Origin of the sequence: Halomonas zincidurans B6 (assembly GCF_000731955.1) — a bacterium.
Classification (GTDB): domain Bacteria; phylum Pseudomonadota; class Gammaproteobacteria; order Pseudomonadales; family Halomonadaceae; genus Modicisalibacter; species Modicisalibacter zincidurans.
Genome location: NZ_JNCK01000001.1, coordinates 2,428,823 through 2,452,035, shown reverse-complemented (window position 1 = coordinate 2,452,035; position 23,213 = coordinate 2,428,823). Strand labels below are relative to the sequence as shown.

The 23,213-nt window shown below is 66.5% G+C and carries 17 protein-coding genes; 4 read left to right on the top strand and 13 right to left on the bottom strand.

The genetic code is table 11. The features are described from left to right. Window positions 1-31: 31 nt before the first annotated feature. The 3 genes from HALZIN_RS0111520 (at window position 32) to HALZIN_RS0111510 (ending at window position 4,787) form a co-directional block, all read left to right on the top strand. Window positions 32-1,927: an IucA/IucC family protein gene (locus HALZIN_RS0111520; RefSeq protein WP_031384363.1), complete on the top strand. Its 1,896-nt coding sequence runs from the start codon at window positions 32-34 to the stop codon at window positions 1,925-1,927. Then, window positions 1,921-2,760 (top strand): HpcH/HpaI aldolase family protein, encoded by an 840-nt coding sequence (locus HALZIN_RS0111515; protein ID WP_051907489.1) that lies wholly within the window; start codon window positions 1,921-1,923, stop codon window positions 2,758-2,760. The genes HALZIN_RS0111520 and HALZIN_RS0111515 overlap by 7 nt, the downstream gene beginning before the upstream one ends. A 107-nt stretch (window positions 2,761-2,867) precedes the next feature. After that, complete coding sequence (locus tag HALZIN_RS0111510; RefSeq protein ID WP_236254985.1) at window positions 2,868-4,787, top strand: IucA/IucC family protein; 1,920 nt, start codon at window positions 2,868-2,870, stop codon at window positions 4,785-4,787. A gap of 53 nt (window positions 4,788-4,840) precedes the next feature. Here the strand turns inward: HALZIN_RS0111510 and HALZIN_RS0111505 are convergent, their stop codons facing one another. From HALZIN_RS0111505 to speB, 10 genes are all read right to left on the bottom strand, one after another. Next, window positions 4,841-5,464 carry an RraA family protein gene (locus HALZIN_RS0111505; RefSeq protein WP_031384360.1) on the bottom strand — a complete coding sequence of 208 codons (624 nt, stop codon included), beginning with the start codon at window positions 5,462-5,464 and terminating at the stop codon, window positions 4,841-4,843. A 62-nt stretch (window positions 5,465-5,526) separates the two neighbouring features. Next, window positions 5,527-6,573, bottom strand: a complete 1,047-nt coding sequence (locus HALZIN_RS0111500) for a FecCD family ABC transporter permease (protein ID WP_031384359.1) — start codon at window positions 6,571-6,573, stop codon at window positions 5,527-5,529. A 2-nt stretch (window positions 6,574-6,575) separates the two neighbouring features. Beyond that, entirely contained in the window at window positions 6,576-7,574 is a 999-nt protein-coding gene (locus tag HALZIN_RS0111495; RefSeq protein ID WP_031384358.1) for a FecCD family ABC transporter permease, read from the bottom strand. Further along, window positions 7,568-8,599, bottom strand: coding sequence for an ABC transporter substrate-binding protein (locus HALZIN_RS0111490; RefSeq protein ID WP_031384357.1), 1,032 nt, complete (start codon window positions 8,597-8,599; stop codon window positions 7,568-7,570). The genes HALZIN_RS0111495 and HALZIN_RS0111490 overlap by 7 nt, the downstream gene beginning before the upstream one ends. After that, the gene (locus tag HALZIN_RS0111485; RefSeq protein WP_051907488.1) at window positions 8,599-10,038 is read right to left on the bottom strand and encodes a DHA2 family efflux MFS transporter permease subunit; all 1,440 of its coding nucleotides are present in this window, start codon (window positions 10,036-10,038) and stop codon (window positions 8,599-8,601) included. The genes HALZIN_RS0111490 and HALZIN_RS0111485 overlap by 1 nt, the downstream gene beginning before the upstream one ends. A gap of 295 nt (window positions 10,039-10,333) precedes the next feature. Next, window positions 10,334-12,502 (bottom strand): TonB-dependent receptor, encoded by a 2,169-nt coding sequence (locus tag HALZIN_RS0111480; RefSeq protein WP_031384355.1) that lies wholly within the window; start codon window positions 12,500-12,502, stop codon window positions 10,334-10,336. 187 nt (window positions 12,503-12,689) lie between these two features. Beyond that, window positions 12,690-14,198, bottom strand: coding sequence for an aldehyde dehydrogenase family protein (locus tag HALZIN_RS0111475; RefSeq protein ID WP_084173540.1), 1,509 nt, complete (start codon window positions 14,196-14,198; stop codon window positions 12,690-12,692). A 19-nt stretch (window positions 14,199-14,217) separates the two neighbouring features. After that, window positions 14,218-15,816, bottom strand: a complete 1,599-nt coding sequence (locus HALZIN_RS0111470; RefSeq protein ID WP_031384353.1) for a 5-guanidino-2-oxopentanoate decarboxylase — start codon at window positions 15,814-15,816, stop codon at window positions 14,218-14,220. 74 nt (window positions 15,817-15,890) lie between these two features. After that, window positions 15,891-17,285, bottom strand: coding sequence for a YjiH family protein (locus tag HALZIN_RS0111465; protein WP_031384352.1), 1,395 nt, complete (start codon window positions 17,283-17,285; stop codon window positions 15,891-15,893). A 79-nt stretch (window positions 17,286-17,364) separates the two neighbouring features. Further along, window positions 17,365-18,318: an agmatinase gene (speB, locus tag HALZIN_RS0111460; protein WP_031384351.1), complete on the bottom strand. Its 954-nt coding sequence runs from the start codon at window positions 18,316-18,318 to the stop codon at window positions 17,365-17,367. Window positions 18,319-18,508: 190 nt separating this feature from the next. Between speB and HALZIN_RS0111455 the strand changes: the two genes are divergently transcribed. After that, complete coding sequence (locus HALZIN_RS0111455; RefSeq protein WP_031384350.1) at window positions 18,509-19,915, top strand: sigma-54 interaction domain-containing protein; 1,407 nt, start codon at window positions 18,509-18,511, stop codon at window positions 19,913-19,915. 72 nt (window positions 19,916-19,987) lie between these two features. On the opposite strand, the gene secF is transcribed toward HALZIN_RS0111455, so the two are convergent. The 3 genes from secF to yajC form a co-directional block, all read right to left on the bottom strand. Continuing rightward, window positions 19,988-20,899, bottom strand: coding sequence for a protein translocase subunit SecF (gene secF, locus HALZIN_RS0111450; RefSeq protein WP_031384349.1), 912 nt, complete (start codon window positions 20,897-20,899; stop codon window positions 19,988-19,990). Window positions 20,900-20,911: 12 nt separating this feature from the next. After that, window positions 20,912-22,762, bottom strand: a complete 1,851-nt coding sequence (secD, locus tag HALZIN_RS0111445) for a protein translocase subunit SecD (protein WP_031384348.1) — start codon at window positions 22,760-22,762, stop codon at window positions 20,912-20,914. Window positions 22,763-22,831: 69 nt separating this feature from the next. Continuing rightward, window positions 22,832-23,167: a preprotein translocase subunit YajC gene (gene yajC / locus HALZIN_RS0111440; RefSeq protein ID WP_031384347.1), complete on the bottom strand. Its 336-nt coding sequence runs from the start codon at window positions 23,165-23,167 to the stop codon at window positions 22,832-22,834. Window positions 23,168-23,213: the final 46 nt, after the last annotated feature.

The following is a 23,213-nucleotide window of genomic DNA, read 5'->3' as shown; positions in this document are numbered from 1 at the left end:
CCGATCCATTTTCCAAGTTTGAAGGTACATCATGTCATCACAGGAACGTGTTCTGCCGCCGGTCGCGGCAATCGAGGGGGATCCCGACGCTCCGATATCCATTTCCACGCCGTTCGCTTCCCTGGCGCACTGGCGGCATCACACCCGTATCGAGCAGCGCGTCGTCGGCCAGCTGCTGCAGACCCTGCTCTACGAGGACGTGCTTCCTTATGAGGTCGTCGCCGAGCCGGAGGCCGATATCGCCGGTACCATGCTATTCACCCTGACGCTGGGCAAGCGTCGCTATCGGGTGAGCGGCTGGCAGTGCCACAGCTTTCAACTGATCCGCCTCGCGCATGCCACCCTGGTGGTCGAGGGCCCGGCGGGCTCGCCGGAGTCGGTAAGCCTGCAGCGGTTCATAGAGGATCTCGAGGCGGCGCTGGGCGCTGTGGCGATCCAGCCCGGTTTTGTCAATGAACTGACACAGACCCTGATCAAGGACGTGCAGTCATCCGCCTGGCCGGTGCCCTATAACGAGACACCGCAGACGCTGGATGCCGATGCCCTGGAGCAGTATTTCACCGATGCGCACAGCTACCACCCCTGCTACAAGTCACGACTCGGCTTCTCCCTAAGGGACAATCAGCGTTATGGGCCGGAGTTCGCCCAACCGCTGCGGGTAGGGTGGCTGGCCGTGCCGACGCGCCTGGCGCATCAAGGAGCCATCAGCGGCGTGGCGCTTGCCGAGCGGATCGCGAAGGACGTCGGACCGCGCGTGCTGGCGAGCCTGGACGACTACCTCGCGCAGCGCCAACTGGCGCGGGACGACGTCGTGCTGATGCCGGTGCATCCCTGGCAGTGGGAAAACGCGCTGGTTGCGGTGCTATACCCGGAGCTTGCCAGCGGTGAGATCGCCCTGCTGGGCGAGGGTGAGACGACCTATACCGCGCAGCAGTCGATTCGTACCCTGGCCCCGCGAGACACGTACCAGCCGTATCTCAAGCTGGCGATGAGCATCACCAATACGTCCAGCACGCGCATCCTGGCGCGCCACACCGTCACCAACGGGCCGATCATCACCCAGTGGCTGCAGCGGCTCATCGACACCGACGCCACCGCCAGGGCCGCGGGGTTCGTGATTCTCGGCGAGGTGGCCGGCGTGGCGCTGGACGAGCGGGCCTTTCCTGATACCCGTTACAACGACGTGTACGGCAAGGTCGGCGCCATCTGGCGCCAGAACGTCGGCGAGTTTCTGGAGGACGGCGAGCGGGCCGTGCCCTTCAATGGGCTGAGCCAATTCACCCGAGACGCCGAGGGGGCGCCTGGCGTCCCCTTCATCGCGCCTTGGGTGGAGCGCCACGGGCTGGAAGCCTGGACCCGGCAGCTCGTGCATGTCGCCACCCTGCCGATCATTCACCTGCTGTTCGCCGAGGGCGTGGGAATGGAATCCCATGGCCAGAACATCGTGGTCATCCATCGCGATGGCTGGCCGCTCAGGGTGGCATTGAAGGATTTCCATGACGGCGTGCGCTTCAGCACGGCGCATCTGGCACGCCCCGAGCTGGCCCCGGCTCTGGAGCCCGTGCCCGAGCGTCATGCCGCCCTCAACCGCAACTCCTTCATCGTCACCGATGACCCGGAAGCGGTCCGCGACTACTCCTGCGATGCCTTCTTCTTCATCGCCTTGGCGGAGATGGCGATTTTCCTACACCGGCATTTCGGCCTGGACGAGTCGCTGTTCTGGGCCATGACGGCGGAGGCGATCAAGGCCTACCAGCGCGCCCATCCGCAGCACGGCGATCGCTACCGATGCTTCGACGTCTTCGCGCCCCGCTGGGAGGTGGAAGCCCTGGCCCGCCGTCGCCTGTTCGGCGACGGCGACCCCCAGGTCAAGCACGTCCCCAATCCGCTGGCCCCCTTCGCGCCGGGCGAGGAGGCGTCATGCTGAGGACCAACCGACTGAAGCGGGCGCTGACCGAAGGCAGGAAGGTCCACGGGATCATGGCTTCCCTGCCCACGGCCGCCTCCATCGAGCTGATCGCCGAGGCGGGCTTCGACTTCGTGGTGATCGACACCGAGCACGTGCTGATCAACCCGGAAACCGTCGAGCACATGATCCGCACCGCCGAGAGCTACCAACTGACGCCCCTGGTACGGGTGGCGGACGCCGACCCCAAGACCCTGCTGCGCCTGCTCGACGGCGGCGCCCAGGGGATCGTGCTGCCCAACGTGGAGGACGCCGAGACCCTCGAACGTGCCGTGGCCGCCTGCAAGTACGCGCCGGAGGGCGAGCGCAGCCTCAATGCCGGGCGGCCCGGCGCCTTCGGCAAGGACTCCCTGGCAGACTACGTCGTCCAGGCCAACCGGGAGATCATGGTGGTCGCCATGATCGAGAGCCGCCAAGGTGTGGCGCAGATCGAGGCGATCTGCGCGGTGCCAGGCCTCGACATGGTGCTGGAGGGAGCGGCGGATCTGTCCCAGTCCCTGGGCGTGACCTGGCAGACCGGCCATCCCGACGTCGTCCAGGCTTTGGAGGCGGTTCAGCGTGCGGCGAGCGAGCATCGCATTCCCTATTGCGCCTTTCTGCGTCACGCGGAGGCCAAGGCCGGGTGGCAGGCGCGTGGCGTCAGCGCCTTCATACTGGGCGATGAGCGGGGCATCGCCTTTCGCGCCCTGCAGCGGGCGCTCGGCGAGGCCAGGGCGCCGGTAGAGAGCGGGGCCCGGGCGCCGGTAGACGGCGAGTCACAGGCGCCGCGAGAGAGCGAGGCCACCCGCTCATGAGGTCACCGATGGCTAATGTTTCCTTTCCTTCTCATCGATCGAGCGATGACGCCTCGCCCGACCGTACCGACACCGCTATTCCCGACACTTCGATGGAGTGCACGACCATGAAAACCCTTGATGCCCAGCGCCATGCCGAGGCGCAGATCCTACAGTCACTGGTGGACGGTCTGCTGGTCGAGGGCCTGCTGGATGACCTTGACGCGGCCTGGCTGGTTGCCACCGAGGCCGACGACTGGCTCACCCGACTGCCGGTGTTCCAGGAGGCCCACTGCGGCAACCCTTCGCAGCGCTTCTGGCACTGGTGGCAGGACCCGCAACACAGCATCGTCATGCTGCTGCAGCCCGGCATCACCCAGGCGTGGGAAAAGGTGTCTCAAACTCCGGTGATCGTGAGGCATCACCAGCGCGGGGAGTGGGCGTCACTCGACCCCGTCGCCTTCATGTGCCGGATCTTCGCTGCCGTGACGGATAGCGACGAGCAGGCCCTGGAGCAGGGACAGCAAGTGTTCCTCAAAGCGCTTGCCGACAGCCTCTGGCAGGCCGCCAGTTCCATGGGGCACCGAGTGGAGACGCGCGACCTGCCGGGGCGCGACACTGCCGAGCACTTCGCGATCATGGAGCAGTGGGCGTCCTTGCTCGACCGGCCCTATCATCCCACGGCTAAGGCCAAGCAAGGGCTCAGCGAGGCTGAGTATCGCGCCTACATGGCCGAGTTCAACGCCCCCATCCGGCTGCGCTGGGTTGCGATGGCCCGCGACCAGGTGATGACCGGCGCCGGCGTCGGCAAGGATTGCCCCGTGGCGGTGCAGTGGCTCGCCGGTGACGAGACTCGCCGAGCCCTGGAGGATGAGCTGACGTCGCGCGGCCTGGCCCGGAGCCACGTCGCCATTCCCGTGCACCCCTGGCAGCACGAGCATGCGCTTCCCCATTGGCTGCAAGCGGCCTTTGCGGCGGGAGACTGCGTCTCGCTGGTGACGGTCACGGAGCCTTGGCTGGCGACCTCGTCGCTGCGCTCGCTGGCTCCGACCACGGCGAGCCCGCACTTTCTGAAACTGCCGATGGCCATCCATTCGCTCGGCACCTCGCGCTACCTGCCGGCGGTCAAGATGTTCAATGGCGATCTCAGCGCCCGCCTGCTGCATCAGGCCAAGGAGAAGGATGCCCGGCTTGCCGAAGCGCTCTACCTGTGTGACGAAGGCAAGTGGTGGGCCTACATGCCGAAGGGGGCGACGCTGTTCGACGAGGCGCCGCGGCATCTGTCCGCCATGGTGCGCAGCTATCCCAGTGCACTGCTGGACGACCCGGGCGTGCGTCTGGTGCCCATGGCCACGCTGGGAACACCGCTGCCGGGGGGCGAGCATCACGTATTCGACGACTGGCTGGCACAGCGCGGCATGCCGGCCAGCCCCGCTTCGGTGCAGGCGCTGTTCGGCGAGTTGTGCGACAGTTTCTTCGACATCAACCTGCGCATGTTGCGGCTCGGCATGCTGGCGGAAGTGCATGGCCAGAATGCCGTGCTTATCTTCAAGGAAGGGCGGTGCCACGGGCTGCTGCTGCGCGATCATGATTCTCTGAGGATCAGTGTCGCGCGCCTCGAGCAGCACGGCATGCAGGACCCTTGCTACTGCATCAAGCCCGGCCACGCCAATACCCTCTATCACGACAGTCTCGAGGCCCTGCTGTTCTGGCTGCAGACCCTGGCGATACAGGTCAATCTGCGGGCGATCATCGACACCTTGGCGGATCACTACTCGCTGTCGCGCCATGATCTTTGGCGGGAGATGGCCGCCCGCCTAGAGGCCCGGATCGACGCGATCCCCTTCGACGGTCGCGATCGCGGGATGCTCAAGGAGCAGCTCTTCGAGCGCGAGCAGTGGCCCTACAAGCGGCTCATCGCGCCGATCATCGAGCGTGCGGGCGGGCCGGGCAGCATGCCCTTCGGCATCAGCGCGACTTGCAACCCCTTCGTTCGGGTACGGCGGCAAGCCGATGAAAGGGTCGCCGAGACACTGACCGAAGCCTGAGGTGAACATCGCCCGACAGGTCGTCGGGCGATGTTTTCATTTAGGCGGCGTTGTTAGCGGAACCAGTCGGGGAACTCGGCCGCGAGCGCGCTGCGCTTTTCCGCCTCCTGAGCCTGCTTGGCCTCGGCGGCCTCTGCCAGGGCGTCGGCACGATGCGGTGGGATGATAAAGAGCCCGTCGTCGTCGCCTACCACCAGGTCGCCCGAATTGATCGTGACGCCGTCGATGGCGATCGGGGTATTGATCTCACCTTCCAGGTCCAGCGCTCGGGTGGTCAGGGGACTGATCGTCCGGGCGTAGGTGGGCAGGTTCAGCCGGGAGAGGGCGTCCCAGTCGGTGATGGCGCCGTTGGTGATAACGCCGGCGAGTTGCTTGCGCAGAGCCGCGTAGGCGCGAAACTCACCCCAGCAGGCGCGACGCTGGTCGCCGGACACATCGATCACCAGCACGTCGCCCGGACAGGCCATCTTCAGTGCCTCGCGGATGATGCTGCCGTTGACATGGGGAATCCTGACCGTCAGGGCCGGGCCGAGCAGCCGCACGGGACGCTGGATCGGCGTTAGAGAGGTGATGGCGCCGAAGTCTGTGAAATGCCCCAGGGTGGAGGTGGCAAGAGATCGATAGCGTTGCCGCTGCTGCGCTGTGACGGTGTCCTGGCGAGGGGCGATATGGAACATGGGCTTTCCCTGGTCTGCCATGGAGTGAGTGATGCGGGGTGAGTGATGTCGGTCGGGCCGCTTCAATAGCGGCGATCGCGGGTGCGATGCAGCAGATAGACGAAAAAGGGCGCGCCCACTCCCGAGACGAAGATGCCGGCGGGCAAGTCCTTGGGCTGGAACGCCACCCGGCCGAGGAGATCGGCGTAGAGCACGACCAGGCCGCCGATCAGGGCCGCGGCGGGGACCAGCCGGGCGAAGCCGCGGCCCACCAGGCGAGCGGCGATATGCGGCGCGATCAGGCCCACGAAGCTGAGCCCCCCGGCAAAGGCCACGGCGGCGCCCGCCAAGGCCACGCTGCAGGCCATCAACACTAGTCGGCTGTGCAACACCTGGACGCCGAGCCCCTGGGCCACGTGATCCCCCAGCGCCAGGGCATCCATGTGCCGCGCCCGGGTCAGGCACAGGGGAACCGTAACCAGCAGCCAGGGCAACAGGCCGAGCACGTCCTGCCACTGGGCGGCGTAGAGGCTGCCGGTCAGCCACACGTAGGCGATCATGGCGGCGGCATCGTCGCTGATCACGATCAGCAGGGTCGTCACCGCGCCCATCGCGGCGGAGAGCCCGATGCCGACCAGCACCATGCGCGAGGGCGTGATGCCATGCTTCCAGGCCAGGCAGAAAACCAGCATGGCGGAAAGCAGCGCGCCGGCGAGCGCGGAGGCCGGCAACCAATGAATGCTCAGGCGGGTGCTGAACAGCGCCAGGAAAATCACGGCGGCCATGGCGGCGCCGCTGGTGATGCCGATCACATCCGGCGAGGCCAGCGGGTTGCGCACGATGCCCTGCAGGATGGCGCCGGCCACGGCCAGAGCCGCTCCCACCAGCGCGGCCAGCACGATGCGCGGCAAGCGCAGCTCCCAGACGATGACGGCGATGTCGCTGTTCGGGGGGGCGGCCAGCGCGTGCCACACCTGGCCAAACGAGGTGGGAAAACTGCCGAGGATGAGCGACAGGCCCATGCTGGCCAGCAGCAACAGGCCGAGCAAGGCCGTGGTGCACAGATAGCGGGCCCGGCCGGCATCGGCGGTGGCGTCGCCCGGGTGTGTCTGGGAAGTGGAGCGTGTCATGGTCAGGCCTGTTTCCTGCGTGCCAGATAGATGAAGAAGGGCGTGCCGATCAGCGCGGTCATCACGCCTACCGGTACGTCCTGAGGGGCCATCAAAAAGCGCGAGGCCACATCGGCCAGCAGCAACAGGCTCGCGCCCAGCAGGGCACAGGCCGGCAGCAGCCAGCGGTGGTCGACGCCAAAGATTCCCCGTGCCATGTGCGGCACGATGAGGCCGACGAAGCCGATCATGCCGGCCAGCGCGACCGAGCTGCCGGCGAGCAGGATCACCGCCAGGCCCAGCAGCAGCTTGATGGTGCCGGCGCGCATGCCCAGCCCCTTGACCATGTCATCGCCCAGCAGCAGGGCATTGGCATGCCGGACGAGCAGGATACACAGCAGCAGGGCGGCGCCGAACAGCGGCAACAGCGGCGTCACCAGCGACAGCTCCCGTCCCGACACCGAGCCGGCCAGCCAGTACAGCACGCTCTCGAAGCTCTGCCGGTCGATGATCAGCAGGCCCTGGCTGAACGAGACGAACATGGCGGTGATGGCCACGCCCGCCAGCACGACTCGCAGCGACGACAGCTCCCCCTGGCGACCGCGACTCAGCGCGACCACCAGGCCGGCCGCGACCAGGGCGCCCAGCAGCGACGCCCAGACATACTCGGCCGGTGCGTGGAGGGGCAGCAGCGAGACCGCAATCACCACGAAGAACATGGCCCCCGCGTTGATGCCGAGCAGGCTCGGCGAGGCGAGGGGATTGCGGGTCATGGTCTGCATCAGGGCACCGGCGATGGCCAGGCTCGCCCCGACGAGAGCGGCGATCACCGCCCGCGGCAGGCGCTCCGTGACAATGATGATATGCGCGACCCGGGAGGGATCGTAATGCAGCAGCGCCTGGGCGAAGGTCGAGGGGGCGATCTCGGTGGTGCCCAGCATGACGCTCGCCGCGAAGGCCGCGGCGACCAGCACCAGGCCCAGCAGCAACCCCGCGGCCCGGGAAACGCGGCCATTCAGCATGTGGCGGACTCCGCGTCCCGGGCGTCGGGTGGCGCGGCGCTGCCCGCGGTGCAAGCGGAGGCGGGCATTGCGGGCCGGGGGGTATCCAGCCCGTAATAGCGGTAAAGGTCGTCCAGCATGGCATTGGCGGCCAGGATGCCGCCGCCCATGAGCCAGTTCACCGCATCCACCTCGTAGACGCGCTCGTTGCGCACGGCATCCAGCCGCTGCCAGAGGGGATGGGAGGTCCAGTGCCGGTAGTTCCGCGCGATGGCGGGGTCGTTGGGCTCCAGCAGCACGAAGATCACATCGGCATTGAGGACCGGGATGTTCTCCTCGCTGGTCAGCGTCATGCCCCAGCCCTGGTCGAGCAGGGTGTCCGGCTGCTCGAAGCCCAGCTCATCGAGGATCGAGCCGGCGAAGCCCGTGGAGTAGATACGGACATAGTCGCTCTTGAAGCGCACCACGGCGGCCTTCTGCGGCCAGGCATCGCCCAGCTTGTCTTTGATCCGCCGGCGAAAGTCCGCCACCCGCGCGTCCCAGGCCCGCAACAGTTCGCGGCCGCGGGCCTCGCGACCCGTGGCCTCGGCGATCAGTCTCAGGGTGGCCTTGAAGTTGAAGACGCTGCCGGTCGCGACCGTCGGCGCGATCTTCTCCAGCAGCGGCCGGACCCGCTCGTGGCGAAAGCGTGTGGCCACGATCAGGTCCGGGTCCAGCCAGGCCACCTTCTCCAGGTTGGGTTGGGTCTCCAGACCGACGTGCTCGACGCCGTCGAGCGCCCCACGTAGGTAGCGATACATGGGCTTTTCCAGCCAGGAGTCGACCACGCCAACCGGTGTGATGCCGAGCGCCACCGCGCTATCCGTCGCCCCTTGGTAGAGGGTGACGATGCGCTGGGGGGTGGCGGGAATGCGGGTGGCGCCGAACGCATTAGCGACGGTAATGGCATCGCCGGTGTCGTCCGTGGCGAGGGCGGTGGCCCATGGCATGAGGGATGCCAGCAGCACCGCCAGCCAGCGGCGCCGGGGTCGGGGGCGTGGCTTCATTATTCCAGTCTCCTGGGCGGTGCGGTAGTCAGGGCAGGCTCGGGCGGCGCAGTCACGGTCCGCCCGAGCCGCCAGGCCAGCGGCAGGCAGAGCACGGCGATCACCGCCAGCGCCAGGAAGGCGGGATGGAGGGCGCCGGCGCTCGCCTCGGTGTAGGACATCCCCTGTCGTAGGGCGGCCTGCATGGCCGTGTCGTAGTAAATAGAGAGCGCGACGATGCCGAGCGACGAGACCAGCCGGCGCGCCATGTTGTTCATGGCCGAAGCCTGAGCGACGTGCGGCTCGGGAAGGTCCCGCATGCCGACGGTGGTCGAGGGCAGATAGGCGCAGCCGAGGCCGAGGCCGCGCAGGCCCATCCAGGCCCCGATCATCCACACCGGCGTGGCCTCCGTCAGGGTGGCGAGGCCCAGCAGGCTGGCCATGGTGATCACCAGGCCAGCGCCGATGCACCACTGCGGCGGATAGCGGTCGATCAGGCGTCCCGCCACGGGTGAGCAGTAGGCGGCGGCCAGTGCGGTGGCCAGGAACGTAAGCCCGGTGGTCAACGGGCTGAATCCTAACGCATTCTGCATCCACAGCGGTACCAGCAGGATGCAGCCGAACAGGATGATCGACTGCAGGCAGGTCAGGATGACGCTGAGGCGATACCGCGGATGGGAAAACAGCGACAGGTCGAGCAAGGGCGACCGGACACGTTGCTCGACGCGCACGAAGATCACAAGCGCCAGCAGGCCGCCCGCGAGTGGGAACGAGGCCTGAAAGCGCAGGATATCCGTCAGCGTTTCCACCCGGCTGAGAGAAAACAACACCGCGCCCATGCCCAGGGTGATCAACGCAAAGCCGGGCAGGTCGAACTGGCGCCGCTGATTGGCGGGGTCTGCCGAGAGATAGCGATAGCCACACAGCAGCCCCAGTAGCGCAAACGGCATGTTCATCACAAACAGCGCCCGCCAGTGACTGACTTCGAGCAGTAGCCCACCGACGCTCGGGCCAATGGCCGGTGCGATCATCACGGCGAAGCCCCAGATGCCGCTGGCATGGCCTCGCCGGTCGCCGGGATAGGCGGAGAAGATCAGCGACAGCGACAGGGGAATCATCAGTCCCGCCGCCACGCCCTGCAGCCCACGCGCGAGGATGATGCCGGCCAGGCTCTGGGCCATGGCGCCGAGCGCTGAGCCCGCCAGAAACCCCCACAGGCCCAGCAGATAGATTCGCTTGCGGCCAAAGCGGTCGGCCAGGTAACCGGTCAGTGGCATGGTCATGCCCATGGTGATCATGAACAGTGTCACCACCCAGCTGACCTCCGTGGCGCTGGCATCGAAGATGGCCATCAGTTCGGCCACCGCAAGGTTCAGGGCGCTGTTGTTGAGGCTGACGGTAAAGGTACCCAGCAGCACACTGATCAGCACCTTTCCGCCAGGCGCGGAGGCATTCGGCATGGACACTCACTCGGTGGGATACAGAAGGCGTTCGGCGGGTAGAACGCCACTGCGAAATGCGTCACAGGGGCAGAATGATGACATGAGGCAAAGGTTAATGCAAAGCGTTATCAATTGCAGATGAGTCAGAGCAACGTTGGATCCGAGGTGGTTACAGGCTTGCGAGAGTGATAACAGAGTGCAAACTTCTTCTCGGTGACCCGTGCCGCGTTTGCCGGCAAAATGCGATGAACCAAAAAAGCGGCGCCCGAGCGGCGCCGCCAAGCAGCGTGTTAGTCAAAGAACGGCCTTCCCGTCAGAAGTCCAGTTGGTAACCCAGTGTCAGTGTGCGGCCGCGTCCCTTGAAGTAAAGGTCGTCTTCCAGAACGGGCGACTGGGGGAACGATTGTGAGTAGTAGGTGAAGTAGTCCTCGTCGGTGAGGTTTTCGATGCCCAGGCTGGCGCGTCCCACGGGCAGCTGGTAGGCCAGGGAGGCATCGACCAGGCCGTAGCCGTCGAACTCGAGGTCCGGATCGCCGAAGCTGCGGTTGAAGTAGCGGCTGTACTGCAGGTGGGTGGACAGCTTATCGGTCCAGGCCGCGCTCCAGCCGAGCTTCAAGGTGTCCGGAGCGATGTCACGCCCCGTCAGTTTGGTGTCGACCTCGCCGTCACCATCCTGATCGGACTCGCCCTCGGCGTGGGTGTAGGTGAGCCGCAGCTGGTGAGCATCGCTCACTTGGGCATCACCGGTGACCTCGAAGCCCTTTATCTCGGTCTTCTCGCGCTGGACCCGGTAGTTGCCCTGGGCATCGGGCTTGATGCGCTGGCCGAGGTCGGAATTCGACTCGTAGTAGCTCAGCTCGAGGCCGTAGCGGTCCCAGTCGAAGCGGGCGCCGATCTCTCGGTTGTCGGTGACGATGGGGGACAGGTCGATCAGAGAGTCAACGTCCTGTCCGGGGGTCCTGACGCCGCGTAGCACCCGGCCCACGTCGGGCATGCCGAAGCCTTCGGAGTAGTTGGCGTAGAGCTGGGCCCAGTCGGTGGCCTGGTAGACGATGCCGGCATTGAACAGCGTCTCGTCGAAGTCGGGATTGCCGCCGTCCACCGAGACCAGGTCGTTCTCGACGCTCGTGCTCCTGTCCACGGTCGAGTAGTCATTCACGTTGAGCTTGGCATACTCCTGGCGAACGCCGGCATGCAGGCTCAGTGCCTCGGTCAGGTCGACATCGCCCTGCAGGAAGGCGGCCATGTTGCGGAACTGGGTCTCGGGTACGTAGTTGCGGCCGGTCTTCACCAGTACCTGCTGGGTCTCGTCCTGCAACAGGTCGAGGCCGGTGGTCAGGGTCAGACGGTCGTTGAGCAGGCCGTCCCGGGACAGCGTGAACTTGGCGCCGACCTTGTCGGACTCGTTGCGAGTCTGATCATAGAGGGTATTGCCCGCGTCGTCCTGGTAGGGGAAGGAGCCGAGGCCGGTGGCGCCAAACTGGGCGCGAAAGCGCTGGGTATAGAGCTGAGCGTCGACGCTGTTGCCGTACCAGTCGGCATGGGAGTATGACAGCCGGGCAGAGGTGACCTCGTTGTAGGCGGGGTCGCCGTCTGGATCGCCCTTGCGCGCGGTGGCCGCGATGCCGGTGTCGCGATCGCCGGGCACCGGCACGTAGTCGCCGTCTTCCTCCAGCTCGAACTGGTTGATCGACGCCTCAATGTTCTGGTTGTCGTCGATCCAGTAGCCCGCCTTGGCCAGCAGATCATAGCTCTCCGAATTCTGGATCTCGCCATGGTAGGCCATGCCGATGGTCTCGTCGTTGCCATCGTAGAAGACGCCGCGTTCCTGGCGGCTGGCGGCCACCAGGTAGTCCCAGTCGGCGGTCTGGCCGCTGAGGCGATAGTTCAGCTTGTGGCCGAAACCCTCCGACTTGAAGTCGTCGTCGCTGGTCAGGCTGATGCCGGCCTGCTGGCGCACTCCGGCACCGTCGGGGCGCTTGGTCACGTAGTTGATGATGCCGCCGGTGGCGCCCAGGCCTTGCTCGGCGCTGGCACCGTATATGACCTCGATGCGCTCGACCATGGAGAGGTCGATGGTGTAGCTGTCGCGGCCGCCGTCGCGCAGCGGGTTGGACTGGGGCACGCCGTCGACCATGAACAGCGCCGAGCGGCCACGGAAGGTCTCGCCGCTGTTATTGAGCTTCTGGCGACTGGGCGAGTAGGAGGGAATCAGGTTGCTGAGCACCTGGCTGGGATCATTGGTGATGGCTAGCTGCTGCTCGATCTGCTCGCGGGTGATGATGATCACCTTCTGGGGCGTCTCACCAACAAGGCTCTTGTTGCGGGTGGCAGTCACGACCAGCGGTGACAGTTCGTTGTCGGCGGCCTGGTTTCCGCCGGAAGAGGCGGCGGTCTGTGCCAACGTGACCGTAGGCAGAGTCGTGCAGAGGACGGCGGGAAGCAGCATCCAGGGCGTACGGTATTTCTTATGGTGTGGCATGAGGAGTTTCCCTTGCTCAGATTCAAAGCTTGAACTGTTCGCTTGAAGGCGTGCCGATGAAGTCGTGTTGTATCGGCAAACATGCAAACCTTATTGATAAAGTTTAGCATTTGCAAGAGATAATTAATATTGATAAGAAACGGAGAAACAGTTTGTCTGCTTGGCTGCATCTCATGATCCTTACCGATCATCGCCACCCTCTGATGGACGGTCCCGACGGTTCGCCCGGCGATTGGTCCGCAGGTCCGCTCCCGGCCGGCCCGATCAAGTGCTTGACCTCCTGATAGCTGGCCAGCCCCCAGGGGCCCAGCTCGCGGCCGATACCGCTGCGCTTGTAGCCACCCCAGGCGGCCTGCGGCGGTATCAGCTGTTCGCTGTTGAACCACACGCTGCCGGCCTGCAATTGCCGGCCGATGCGCCGGGCGCGCTCGGCGTCGCCGCTGATGACCGTGGCGGCCAGGCCGAACTCGCTGTCGTTGGCCAGTTCGATGGCCTCGGCTTCGCTGGCGGTGCTGCGCGCGCAGAGCACCGGGCCGAAGATCTCCTCGCGCCACAGCCGGCTGTCGACGGGCACGTCGCGATACAGCGTCGGAGCGATGAAATAGCCCTGTTCCGGCAAGCGACGGTGGCTGGCGTCGCGCACCGCGTTCAGGCCCTCTTCGGCGGCGATCGCCAGGTAATTGCGCACCGCGTCGCGCTGGCGGGCGCTGGCCATGGGCCCCTGGGTCGTCGCGTCGTCCAGCGGGTCGTCGAGCACCAGCGCGTCGATACGCTCGGCCAGCGCCTGATAGAGCGGCTCGGCGAGCGCCTCGTGAACCAGCAGCCGCGAGGTCGCCGAGCAGATCTGGCCGGCGTTGAAATACAGCCCGGCCATCACGTAGTCGGCGGCCTCGCCGATGTCGGCGTCGTCCATCACCAGGATCGGCGACTTGCCGCCGAGCTCCAGCGAGATGCCGCGGCTGCCCTCGGCGACGGCGCGCATCACCGCCTCGCCGACCCGGTTGCTGCCGGTGAAGGAAATCTTGTCGATGCCGCGATGGGCGCTGAGCGGCGCACCCACGCCCTCGCCGTCGCCGTGGACCAGGTTGAACACCCCGGCGGGCAGAGCGATCTCCTCGGCGATCTCGGCCAGTGCCTGCTCGGGCAGCGGGGTGACTTCCGAGGGTTTGAAGACCACCGTGCAGCCGGCGGCCAGCGCCGGGGCGAGCTTCCAGGCGCTGGTCACCAGCGGGAAGTTCCACGGCGTGATCAGCCCGACCACGCCCACCGGGTCGAAGTAGCTGCTGGCTTCGACACCCTCCATTTCCAGCGCCACCGGCTGGCCCTGGCGGGCGTCGAGTGCGCGAGCCTGCCCTGCGTAGTAGCGATAGCAGTCGATGGCGTCGTCCAGATCGATACCCGCCTCGGCCAGCGCCTTGCCGTTGTTGGTCGACGACAAATGCACGAGTTCCTCGCGGCGCCGGGTCAGGACCTCGGCGAAGCCATCCAGATAACGCGCGCGCTCGGCACCCGACAGCGCCCGCCAGGCGGGCAGCGCGCGACGTGCCGCGGCAACCGCGGCATCGACGTCGGCGCTGTCGCCGGCGGTCACCTCGGCAATGGTTTGCTCGGTGTATGGGTTGACCACCGCCAGGCGGCGGCTGCCGTGCGAGGCCACCCAGCGGTTGTCGATGAACTGCTTGTCGAGTTGTTGCATGGAGGTTCCTCGGGACGGATCAGAGGGCATTCTGCCAGGCGCAGGCATCGACCTCGATCAAATAGGGGGCGCCGCTTGGCCGGTTGGCTAGCGCCGTGGCTAATTCGTGTGGGCTGCCGACGCGGCTCGCCGCGCAACCGAAGCCGCTGGCCAGTTGCTGGAAGTCGGGTGCCTTGAGATCGACGCCCAGGCGGGCGACGCCGTGGGCATCCATGTAACGGCGGATCTCCTCGTAGCCGGCGTTGTGCCACAAGAGCACGACCACCGGTAGGCGCTCCTCCACCGCGGTGGCCAACTCGGAGAGCGTGAACATCACGCCACCGTCGCCGACCAGCGCGACCACCGGCAGTTCGGGTCGGGCCAGCGCCGCGCCGAGCGCTGCCGGCAGGCCGTAGCCGAGCGTGCCGTAGCCGGTCGAGGCGTTGAAGAAGCGCCGTGGCGCGGGCTGCGAGACCAGGTGATTGGCGGCGTAGACCGGGGCGGTTGAATCGCCGACCAGCACCGCCTCGGGCAGGGCCTCGCGCAGGGTGGCGAACAGCGGCACGAAGGTGGAGAAAGCCGGGTCGCTCTCCAGTGCCAACGCTTCCCGTACGGCTCGGCTGCGTTGGGCGCCGCCGCGTGTCAGTGATGTGGGGAAGTGCGCGAGCAGCAATTCCAGCGCCCGGCCGGCATCGCCGACCAGCCCCAGGGCGGTGGCCTGGTTGCGCACCAGCTGCTCGGCGTCGATGTCGATACGGATCAGTCGTCCGGTCAGTGCGAAGCCGTCGTCGAAGACCACGTCGTAGTCGGTCTCGCCGAGCTCGGTGCCCACGGCCAGGATTACGTCCGCCTCGCGGGCGAGCTCGCGTACCGCCGGCAGCGCCGTGTTGGCGCCCAGGTCGAGTGAGTGATCGCGGCCCAGCAGGCCCTTGGCGTTGATGGTGGTGGCGCACGGCGCGTCGAGACGCTCGACGAGCTGTCGCGCACTCTTCGCGGTATCCACGCAGCCGCCACCGAGCAGCACCAGCGGGCGCTCGGCCTCGCGCAGCCACTCGGCGGCCTCGGCCAGTCTGGCCGGGTCGGGCGCCGGGCGATACAGCCGGGCGCCGGGCCACTGCGCGGGCGGCGCGACGGGGGCGGCGAACAGATCGATGGGGATCTCGATATGCACCGGCCCCGGGCGCGCCGAGGAGAACACCGCGAAGGCGCGCGCCAGCACCTCGGGCAGCGCTTCGGGATCGAGCAGGGTATGACTGAAGCGCGCCACCCCGGCCAGCGTCTGTTGCTGGCAGGGTAGTTCGTGCAGACGTCCTTGGCCGCGGCCCAGGGTGTCGCGGCGATTGACGCTGGAGATCACCAGCATGGGCACCGAGTCGGCCAGCGCCTGGCCCATCGCGGTGGCGATGTTGGTCATCCCGGGGCCGGTGATGATCAGGCACACGCCGGGCTTGCCGCTGGTCCGGGCGTAGCCGTCGGCCATGAACCCGGCGCCCTGCTCGTGGCGCGGGGTGACGTGGCGTATCGCTTGATCCTCGAGGCCGCGATACAGCTCGACGGTGTGCACGCCGGGAATGCCGAACACGGTATCGACGGCGTAGCGTTCGCGCAGCAAGCGGATCAGCAGTTCGGCGCAGGTCATTGTTTATCCTTTGGCTTCGGGCTTCGTTAGCATTTTTGGCTCGCGGCTCGCGGCTCGTAGCCCGTCGCTTTGCTTCAGAACACGAAGGTGTGCGCGATGAAGGCTATGATCGGCAGGGTGATCGCCGTGCGCAGCAGGAAGATCGCTACCAGTTCCCAGAGCTTGAGCGGGATCTTGGATTTGAGCAGCAGCGCGCCGATCTCGGACATGTAGATCAACTGGGTCAGCGACAGGCAGGCGATCACGAAGCGCGTCAGCTCGCTGTCGATGTCCTTGGCCAGCACCGCCGGCAGGAACATGTCGGCGAAGCCCACCAGGGTCGCCGGGGCGGCGGCCTGGGCCTCGGGAATGCGCAGCCACTCGAGCACCGGCACCATCGGGTAGGAGAGCCAGGTGAACAGCGGCGTAAACTCGGCGAGGATCAGCGCCACGGTACCGATCGCCACCACCAGCGGCAGCAGGCCGAGGAAGATGTCGGCGACGTTGAGCATCGCGCTGCGCGCCAGGGCACGCGGACCCGGGGCCGTTTCGGCGGCCACGGCCTGACCGAGGCTGAAGCGCAGCACGCCCACCCGGCGGGTATTTTCCTCCTCGAGTCGGCAGCCCACCGGCTCGTAATAGCTGTTCGGCTTGCGCGACAGCGGCGGCAGGCGCGGCACCACGACGGCGGCGATCAATCCGGCGACCACCACGGTCAGGTAGAACTGCACGAACAGCTGATTGATGCCGATGAAGCTGGTCACCAGCAGCGCGAAGGCGATCGACACGATCGAGAAGTTGGTGGCGATCACCGACGCTTCGCGGCGGTTATAATAGCCCTGCTCGTACTGCTGGGTGGTGATCAGCACGCCCACCGTGCCGGAGCCCATCCACGAGGCGGTGGCGTCGATGGCGCTGCGCCCCGGCAGGCCGAAGATCAGCCGGAACGGCTTGCGCACCAGGCTGCCGATGAACTCCATGAAACCGAAGTCGACCAGGAACGGCAGCAGCAGAGCGGCGAAGAAGAAGAACGTCAGCAGCACCGGCGCCAGGTCGTTGAGCATCACGCCGCCGGTGAAATCGGCGATGATGAAGCCCGGTCCGACCTGGAAATAGGTCATCAGCGCGAACGCGGCACCCAGCACGCGCATGGCGAACCACAGCGGCTCGACGTCGAACAGTTCGTTGGCCGCGCCGTCGCGGGCCCAGCCCGGCCGGGTCAGCTTGATCAGCGCGGTCAGGATCACCGACAGGCACAGCACGGCCACGGCGATCGCCGGTAGCGCGGCGCCGAGCAGCGCCTTGAGCCCGTCGGCGAGCATGCCCATGCCGATATTGATGCCGTCGCCGGTGGAAAACGGGATCAGGAACATGCCGATCCCGATCAGCGAGGGGAGCAGGAACTTGATCAGCGCCCGCGGCTTGATGCGCCCGCCATCGGGCGCGTTGCTGTCGTTACGGCCTGCGGCCGTGGCTTGATTGGAAGACATGGTGGTTACCCATTGTTGTTGTCGATCAGCAAAGCGGATCAAAACGGCGCCGGCCGGCCACGACCAACGCCGTCGTGGATTAGCGGCGCTCGACGCCCGGCAGCACGCAGAGCATTTCATAGAGCAGGGTGGCGCCCATCAGCGCGGTATTGCCGCTGGTGTCGTAGGGCGGCGAGACCTCGACCAGGTCGCCGCCGACCACGTTCAGGCCCCAGGCGCCGCGCACGATCTCGAGCCCCTGTTGGGCGGTGAGGCCACCCATCTCGACGGTACCGGTGCCCGGCGCCACCGACGGGTCGAGGCCATCGATGTCGAACGAGATGTACACCGGGCCGTCGCCCATCTGCTCGCGGACCTCGGCCATCAGCGGCGCCAGCGACTGGTACCAGCACTGTTCGGCGGGCACTACGCGAAAGCCCTGGTCGCGGCACCAGTCGAAATCATCGGCGGCGTAGCCGGTGCCGCGCAGGCCGATCTGCACCACCCGCTGGCTGTCGAGCAGGCCCTCTTCCTGGGCGCGGCGGAACGGGCAGCCGTGGGCGACCTCCTCGCCGAACATGTGCTCATTGACGTCGGCGTGGGCGTCGATGTGGATCAGCCCCACCGGGCCGTGCTTGTTGGCGATGGCGCGCAGGACCGGCCAGGTCAGGGTGTGGTCGCCGCCCAGGGTCAGCGGCACGCAGCCCTGGGCGAGCACTGCGTCGTAGTAGCCGCTGATGATGTCGAGGTTCTTGGGCAGGTTGAAGGTATTGATCGGCACGTCGCCGATGTCGGCCACCTGCAGGCTGTCGAACGGCGCGGCGCGGGTCGCCATGTTGTAGGGCCGCAGCATGCGCGATTCGTCGCGGATCTGGCGCGGGCCGAGCCGGGTGCCCGGGCGGTTGGAGGTGCCGATGTCCATGGGGATGCCGATGAAGGCGGCGTCCAGGCCGGCGGCCGTGGTCTGGGTCGGCAGGCGCAGCATCGTCGCCGGGCCGCCGAAACGCGGCATCTCGTTGCCGCCCAGCGGCTGGTTGAGGTTCGGCTTGTCCATGCGGCCTCCTGAAGCGGCATTGTTATCGATCACTGACGTTGTGTGTACTTTGCATGAACCATGCCAGCGCCTGGGCGGCGTGGTTGGCGGGCTGCATCCTCGCCGTGATTCATCGATGAATCGTTGGGGGCTCTTTGCGATTCATCCGTGTATCATTGATGCGAAAGTGAATCACATCTCGGGAAGCGACATGAGCGACATCGACAGCGCGGTGCTCTCGACCATCGTCGAGACCGCTCACGAGCATTTCTTCATCGTCGATGCCGAGGGCCGGGTTCGCAATGTCAGCCCCGGCAGCGCGGCGGTGTATGGATTGGGGCGCGAGGAGCTGTGTGCGAGCACCGTTCAGCAACTGGTCGAGCGCGGCGTGCTGTCGCCGTCGGTGACCCAGGAAGTGATGCGCACCCGCCAGCCGGCGCAATTGATGCAGCACACCGGCAGCGGCCGGCGGGTGATCGCCGAGGCGCATCCGGTATTCCTCGACGGCGTGCTGGTGCGCATCGTCTCGCGCTCGATGGATCTCACCGACCTGCAACTGCTGCAGGACGAATACGCGCTGCTGCAGCGGCGCTTCAGCGAACACCTGAAGCGTGGCGGAGCCCCGCCGCTGGACGAGGATCTAGAACTCGGCAGCCTGGAAGTGCGCAGCGGGGTGATGCGCGAGGTGGCGCTGCTGCTCAAGCGGGTCGCGCCCAGCGACGCCACGGTGCTGATGCTCGGCGAATCGGGCGTCGGCAAGACCGCCTTCGCGCGTCAGCTGCATTGCTGGAGCGCGCGTCGCGAGAAGCCGTTCATCGACGTCAATTGCGCGGCGATCCCCGAGGCGCTGTTCGAGTCCGAGATGTTCGGCTACCAGCCCGGGGCGTTCAGCGGCGCGGCCCGCCAGGGCAAGGCCGGGATGCTGGAGCTGGCCGACGGCGGCACGCTGTTTCTCGACGAGATCGGCGAGCTGCCGCTGGCGATGCAGAGCAAGCTGCTCAAGGTGATCCAGGACGGCGAGGTCACCCGGCTCGGCGACACCCGTTCGCGGCGGGTCGACTTCCGCCTGGTGGTGGCCTCGAACCAGGATCTCGCCGCGCGGGTCGAGAGCGGCGCCTTTCGCCTCGATTTGTACTACCGGCTCAACGTCATTCCGGTGACCCTGCCGCCGCTGCGCGAGCGCCGCGAGGATATTCCCGGGCTGGCGGAACTGCAGCTCGAGCGGCTCAACCAGCGCTACGGCCAGTCCAAGGTGCTGCACCCGAGCGTATGGCCGGAACTGATGGGCCGCGACTGGCCGGGCAACGTGCGCGAGCTGGAAAACTGGATGGAGCGCACCTGGCTGGCGAGTCCCGGCGAGCTGATCGGCGCGCCGACGAATGCGGCGAGTAGCGGCGCTCCCGAGCCGCCCGGCAGTCCTTGTGTCGACACTCCGGCGGGGTTGACCGAGGGCCAGACGCTGCGCCAGGCGCTCGATGCCACCGAGCGCGGGATTCTCGCCGGCTTGTGCGGCGAGCTACCCAGCACTTATGCGCTGGCCGCGCGGCTGGGCATCAGCCAGCCCAGCGTGGTGCGCAAGCTGCGCAAGCACGGCCTGCGCATCGGCGACCCGGGTTGAGTCCGCGCCTGAACGACGACACCCCGCCAAGGCGGGGTGTCGCGGGTCTTGCCAGGCATTCGTGGCGCCGCGTCAGGGCAGTTCTTCCTCGCCGTCGGCGTTTTCCTTCTGCGCCGGCATCAAATCCTCGCGCTGCAGCTTGACCGAGATCAGCAGCGCCGAAGCGACATAGACCGACGAGTAGGTGCCCACGCCCACGCCGATGATCAGCGCCAGGGCGAAGTTCTGGATCATGTCGCCACCCAGCGTCAGCAGCGCCAGCAACACCAGCAGGGTGGTGCCGGAAGTCGCCAGAGTGCGCGACAGGGTCTGGTTGATCGCCTCGTTGAAGATCGTCGGCATGTGCTCGATGCGCGACTTGCGGATGTTCTCGCGGATCCGGTCGTAGACGATGATGGTGTCGTTGAGCGAATAGCCGATCACCGCCAGTACCGCCGCCAGCACGGTCAGGTCGAAATCGATCTGGAACAGCGAGAACACCCCGAGCACGATGATCACGTCGTGGACCAACGCCAGCAGCGCGCCCAGCGAGAACTTGTACTGGAAGCGCAGTGCCACGTAGAGCACCACCGCACCGAGGGCCACCAGCATGCCCAGACCGCTCTGGTCGCGCAGCTGGCCGCCGACCTGGGCGCCGACGAACTCGGCGCGCACCAGGCTGACGTTCTCGCCGCTCTGGCGCAGCACCTCGGTGACTTGCTGACCGACGCCGGGATCGAAGGCCTGCTGCAGGCGCACCAGGATCTCCGAGGGCGCGCCGAAGGTCTGCACCGAGACGTTGCTGAAGCCTGCACTCTCCAGCGCCTGGCGCACCGCCTCGAGCGCCGGCGCCGCGGCGTAGCGAATCTCGACCAGCGTGCCGCCGGTGAAGTCCAGCCCCAGATTGAGCTGCTGGAACAACAGCGAGAGCAGCGAGACCAGCAGCATCACGCCGGAGACGATGAAGGCCAGGCGGCGCTTGCCCATGAAATCGAACTGTCGCATCGCGTTAGCCCCTTAAATCCAGAGTTTCTTCACCGGCTTGCCGCCGACGGAGAGATTGACGATCGCGCGCGAGACCAGGATGCCGGTGAACATCGAGGTCAGGATGCCCAGCGACAGCGTCACGGCGAAGCCCTTGACCGGCCCGGTGCCGATCGAGAACAGGATCACCGCCACCAGCAGGGTGGTGATGTTGCCGTCGACGATCGACGTGAAGGCACGCTCGTAGCCGGCGTGGATCGCCTGCTGGATCGGCATCTTGGCGCGTATCTCTTCGCGGATGCGCTCGAAGATCAGCACGTTGGCGTCAACCGCCATGCCCAGCGTGAGCACGATACCGGCGATGCCGGGCAGCGTCAGGGTGGCGCCGAGCATCGACAGCGCGGCGACCAGCAGCACCAGGTTGGTGGCCAACGCCAGGTTGGCGACCACGCCGAACGCCTTGTAGCGGATCAGCATGAACGCCACCACCAGCAACATGCCGATCTCGACCGACAATATGCCCTGCTCGATGTTGCGCTTGCCGAGGCTCGGCCCGATGGTGCGCTCGGCGACGAAGTACATCGGCGCGGCGAGCGAACCGGAACGCAGCAGCAGGGCCAGTTCCTGGGCCTCGGTGGGTGAATCCAACCCGGTGATGCGAAAGCGGTTGCCCAGCGCGCTCTGAATGGTTGCCAAGCTGATGATGCCGCGCTCGACGTAGGGCTCGCGTTTCTCGACCTGCTTGCCGTCCTCCATCACCGTGCGGGTGCGGGTCTTGTTGTCGATGTAGATCACCGCCATCGAACGGCCGATGTTGGAGCGCGTGGCGCGGTTCATCAGCGTGCCGCCGGTGCCGTCGAGGTTGATGTTGACCTGCGGGCGGCCGTTCTGGTCGAAGCCGGTACTGGCGTTGGAAACGTTCTCGCCGGTGATGATCACGTCGCGCATCAGCTCGGCGGTACGTTGCTCGTCGTTGCGGAACGCCAGCGTCTCGGTTTCCGACGCGGGGGTGTCGGGGCGCGCGGCGAGGCGGAACTCCAGATTGGCGGTGGCGCCGACCACGCGCTTGGCGGCGGCGGTGTCCTGCACGCCGGGCAGCTCGACGACGATACGGTTGGGGCCCTGGCGCTGGACCAGCGGCTCGGCCACGCCCAGTTCGTTGACGCGGTTGCGCAGGGTGGTCAGGTTCTGCTGAACCGCATAGTCCTGAATCTCGTCGATCTTTTGCTGGGTCAGGGTCATTGCCAGCGACGCGCCGCGTTCGGCGTCGGGCGTCTGGTACTGGAAGTCGGGAAACTCGCCGCTGATGATGTCGCGTGCCTCGCTGAGATCCTCGGCATTGGCGAAAGTCATCGTCAGGGTATTGCCGTCGATCTGGGTGTCGCGGTAGCGAATGCGCGCGCCGCGCAGCGTTTCGCGCATGGCGCTGGCGTTGACTTGCAGACGCTGTTCCACGGCCGCCTGCATGTCGACCTCGAGGGCGAAGTGCACGCCGCCGCGCAGGTCGAGCCCCAGATTCATCGGCGAGGCGCCCAGGCTTTCGAGCCAGGCGGGGGTCGACTCGGCAAGGTTGAGGGCCACCGTGTAATCGTCGTTGAGCAGTCCGCTGATGATCTCGCGGGCGTCAAGCTGGTCACTGCCATCGACGAGACGAATGAGCACGCCGTTGGGCTGGTCCTCGATGCGCTGGATGGCGATATCGGCGTCGTCGAGGGCGCCGCGAATCCGCTCGAGTTGATTCTCGTCGAGGCTGACGTTGCCGCGGGCGCTGCTGATCTGGACGGCGGGGTCTTCGGGGTACAGGTTGGGTAGGGCGTAAAGCAACCCGACGACGAGCACGACGAGTATCAGCAGATACTTCCACAGGGGGTAACGGTTGAGCATGGAAGCCCTGTCCTTGTTGCTGACGCGGTAAGAGCGCTGCCGGCGCGAGGGCCGGCAGCGTGAGAACTATCAGAGGGATTTCAGCGTGCCCTTGGGCAGGACCGCCGCGACGGCATTCTTCTGCACGTTGACCTCGGTGCCTTCAGCGATCTCCAGGGTCAGGAACTCGTCGTTGACCTTGGTGATGCGCCCGACCAGGCCGCCGCCGATGACGATCTCGTCACCCTTGTCGAGGTTGCTGATCAGTTGCTTGTGCTGCTTGGCGCGCTTGGACTGGGGGCGCCACAGCAGGAAGTAGAAGATCAGCACGAAGCCGACCAGCAGAGCGATCTGGGCGATGCCGCCGCCCGCAGCCGCACCACCGCCGCTCTGGGCGTGCGCCTGTGAGATGAAGAAATCCAGCATGGGTTGTTGTCTCCTGGAGAGTTGCGGAGTTGCAAAGCAAGGTCGA